Below are 3,533 nucleotides of genomic sequence, written 5' to 3' on the forward strand. Positions count from 1 at the left end.
GCAATGTTCATATAACTTAACAGATCGAATAAATAACAAAGGAGAAAGATATGAAAATTACTATAATTGGATGTGATGGAGCTTATCCTAGAGTTAATGGAGCTACATCTGCATATTTAATTGAAGATAAGAAAACAAAGATATTATTAGATTGTGGAAGTGGATCAATAGCAAGACTTCAAAATCATATAAACTTAAGTGAACTTAATGGAGTGATAATAAGCCATTATCATAGAGATCACTATGCTGATTTAGAATGTATGCATTTTGCAACGATGCTTGATACTTTTAGTGAAGCAAGAAAAGAACCACTTGTTATATACGGACCTGGAGAAGAAGAAATATTAGCATATAAAAAGTTTTGTATAGGAAAGAATTTTAAGAAAGAAGAGAAATTCACTATAGGAAGCTTAACTTTTTCAACTCATATTAATAAGCATGGAGTTGAAGCATATAGTATTAAAGTTACTAATGAGGAAGGAAAAACTATAGTTTATACAGGGGATACAGGATATTATAATGAATTACCAGAGTTTTGTAAGGATGCTAATATTTTAGTTGCAGAAGCTTCTTGTTATGAATATGAAAGAGGAAGAATGTCTGGGCATATGACGGCAATTGAAGCAGCTACTGTTGCTAAAGAAGGTAATGTTGATACTTTAGTATTAACTCATTTACCACATCATGGAGATATTGAAGATTTGCTAAAAGAAGCGAATACAGCTTTTGATAAAGAAATATTATTAGCGAAATATGATCTTATAATAGAAGTGTAATTAAATTAACTATTTTCTCTAAAGAGAATAAATTACAGAAAAATTTAATATTAATAATTTAATAAAATTTTAAAACAAATTTAATAACAAATTAGAGTGAAATTGATAGTACAGTTCTTCTAATTTGTTATTTTTTATTTTATAAAATTATTTATAGAGAATAATTTTATACACTGCCCTATAATATAAAATCATAGTATTTTTATAGCTAGATTTACACATATGAAATAGTTTTATACTAAAACCATATTATGGATAAATAAGAAAAAATATGATACTATTTTCATGTAGATATTTTCAGTTAGAGCAACTTGTTGAAGGGAGGAGCTTGGGGAATAACCAAGAAATTTATCATGAGAAATAAGATTAAAATAGGAATAGTTGGATATGGAAATTTAGGTAAAGGTGTAGAGTTAGCTTTGAATAAAAATACTGATTTAGAATTAGAGGCTATTTTTACAAGAAGAGATCCACAAACAGTACAAACTATAAATTCAAAAATAGTTCATATATCAGAAATTGATAATTATATTGATAAAATTGATGTAATGATATTATGTGGAGGTTCTGCTAAAGATTTACCGAAACAAAGTATTAAGATTGCAGAAAAATTTAATATAATAGATAGTTTTGATACACATGCAGATATACCATATCATTTTAATAGTATAAATGAGGTAGCAAAAAGGGCAAAAACAATTTCACTTATATCAGCAGGATGGGATCCAGGATTATTTTCTTTAAATAGATTGTTAGGAAAAGTTATTTTACCGGATGGGAAAGATTATACATTTTGGGGAAAAGGTATAAGTCAAGGACATTCAGATGCCATAAGAAATATTAATGGGGTAAAAGATGCTGTGCAGTATACAATACCAATTAAAAGTGCTATAGAACAAATACGTAATGGACAAACACCTGATTTTACTGTTAGAGAAAAGCATGAAAGAATATGTTATGTAGTTGCTGAAGAAGGGGCAGACTTAAAGAAAATTGAGAATGAAATTGTTAATATGAAAAATTATTTTAGTGATTATAATACTAAAGTAAATTTTATTACAGAAGAAGAATTAAAAGATAAACATAGTGCGATGCCCCATGGAGGTTTTGTAGTTAGAAGTGGTAACACAAGTGCTAATGTAAAGCAAAGAATGGAATTTAGTTTGGAGTTAGATAGTAATCCAGAGTTTACAGGAAGTATATTAGTAGCTTATGCAAGAGCTGTATATAAATTATTTAAAGAAGGAAAATCAGGAGCTTATACAGTTTTAGATATTCCTTTTAGTTATTTATCACCAAAAAGTGGAGAAGAATTAAGACGAGAGTTATTATAAGAAAATATATAAATTCATTTAGATAAAAATATCAAAGATAGGGAAGGAAGTTATGAAAGTAGGATTAGTATTAGCTGGTGGTGGCGGTAAAGGTGCATATGAACTTGGAGTTTGGAAGGCTTTAAAGGAATTAAATTTAAGCCAATATATATCTGTTTTTGCAGGTACATCTATAGGTGCTTTTAATGCAATTTTATTTGCAATGGATGATATGGAAAAGGCTGAAAAACTATGGGAAGAAGTAACTATGGACAAAATAGTTCCTATTAGTAAGATGGAATTAATTACAAGAGGTATAGGTTTATATCTAGGTGGAAAAAATCTACAGTTAGCAAAGAAGTTTTTAAATGATAATGTTGAGCGAGGAGCCATTGCAAAGGATGGTGCTATCGATATTATAAATAAATATATTGATTGCGCTAAAATTAAAGAAAATAATAAAATATGTTATGCAGCATGTACTAAGCTAACAAACTTTAGTGCTAAATATTTTAAAATAAATGATTTTGATGAAGAAACGGGAAAAAATATTGTACTTGCTTCAGCTTCATTGCCATTAATATATGATAGTACAGAAGTGTTAGGAGAAAAGTATATAGATGGAGGAATAGTTGATAATGTACCTATACAACCTGTATATGGAGAAAATTGTGACATAATTATTGTTGTTTTACTTTCAAAGGATGCACAAATAGATAGATCACTTTATCCTAATTCAAAATTAATAATTATAGCACCAGAAAATTTATTTGAAAATACAATTACTGGAACGTTGAATTTAGAATCGGAAGCTAAAAGGAAAAGAATTATTGAGGGATATAATGATGCAATGAATAAGCTTGAGCCAATAATGCTGCTTACAAATTTTGCCAGCGAGGATGAAGAGAAAAGAAAGAATCCTAAATTGTATAAACTATATAATTATACAAAGGAACTATCAAATAAGATAAAAAGTAATAAGAAAAATAAAACAATAAATAGTAAGCATGAGTCACTATAAGGTGTTAAAATTTTTATTTTATATATTGTATGTAAAATACGTAAGATAGAAAATACTTAATATAGAAAAGCTATGTATAAATTAAAATAGCTTTTCTATATTAATAATATTTTATTTGATTAATTAATAATTGAAAATTTACACTGAAGTTTTACAATACTTAGAGGACAAATAAATATTAAGTTTATGAGAAGTTTTCATAATATAAAAAAACTTTATAAACTCTTTTAAAAAAAAAATAAAATTTGTTAGAAGCAGAATAAGAATAATAATGGCCATAAGCCACAGAAGCAGTTTCCAGATCCAAAATTTCCACATCTGCCATATCCATAATTGTTATATCCATAGTTATTATATCCATAATTTTGATAATAATTATTAGGACAACATCTATTATTATTATTATTATTATTATTATTATTA

The 3,533-nt window shown here is 26.9% G+C and carries 3 protein-coding genes; all 3 read left to right on the plus strand.

The genetic code is table 11. The features are described 5' to 3' along the window. The first annotated feature begins 50 nt into the window (after positions 1–50). Entirely contained in the window at positions 51–776 is a 726-nt protein-coding gene (locus tag HMPREF0216_RS11650) for an MBL fold metallo-hydrolase (protein WP_005214489.1), read from the plus strand. Between the two features lie 353 nt (positions 777–1,129). Next, entirely contained in the window at positions 1,130–2,110 is a 981-nt protein-coding gene (locus HMPREF0216_RS11655; RefSeq protein WP_040419804.1) for a diaminopimelate dehydrogenase, read from the plus strand. Between the two features lie 52 nt (positions 2,111–2,162). Further along, complete coding sequence (locus HMPREF0216_RS11660; protein WP_005214491.1) at positions 2,163–3,110, plus strand: patatin-like phospholipase family protein; 948 nt, start codon at positions 2,163–2,165, stop codon at positions 3,108–3,110. Positions 3,111–3,533 lie beyond the last annotated feature (423 nt).

It is taken from the genome of Clostridium celatum DSM 1785 (assembly GCF_000320405.1).
Classification (GTDB): Bacteria; Bacillota; Clostridia; order Clostridiales; family Clostridiaceae; genus Clostridium; species Clostridium celatum.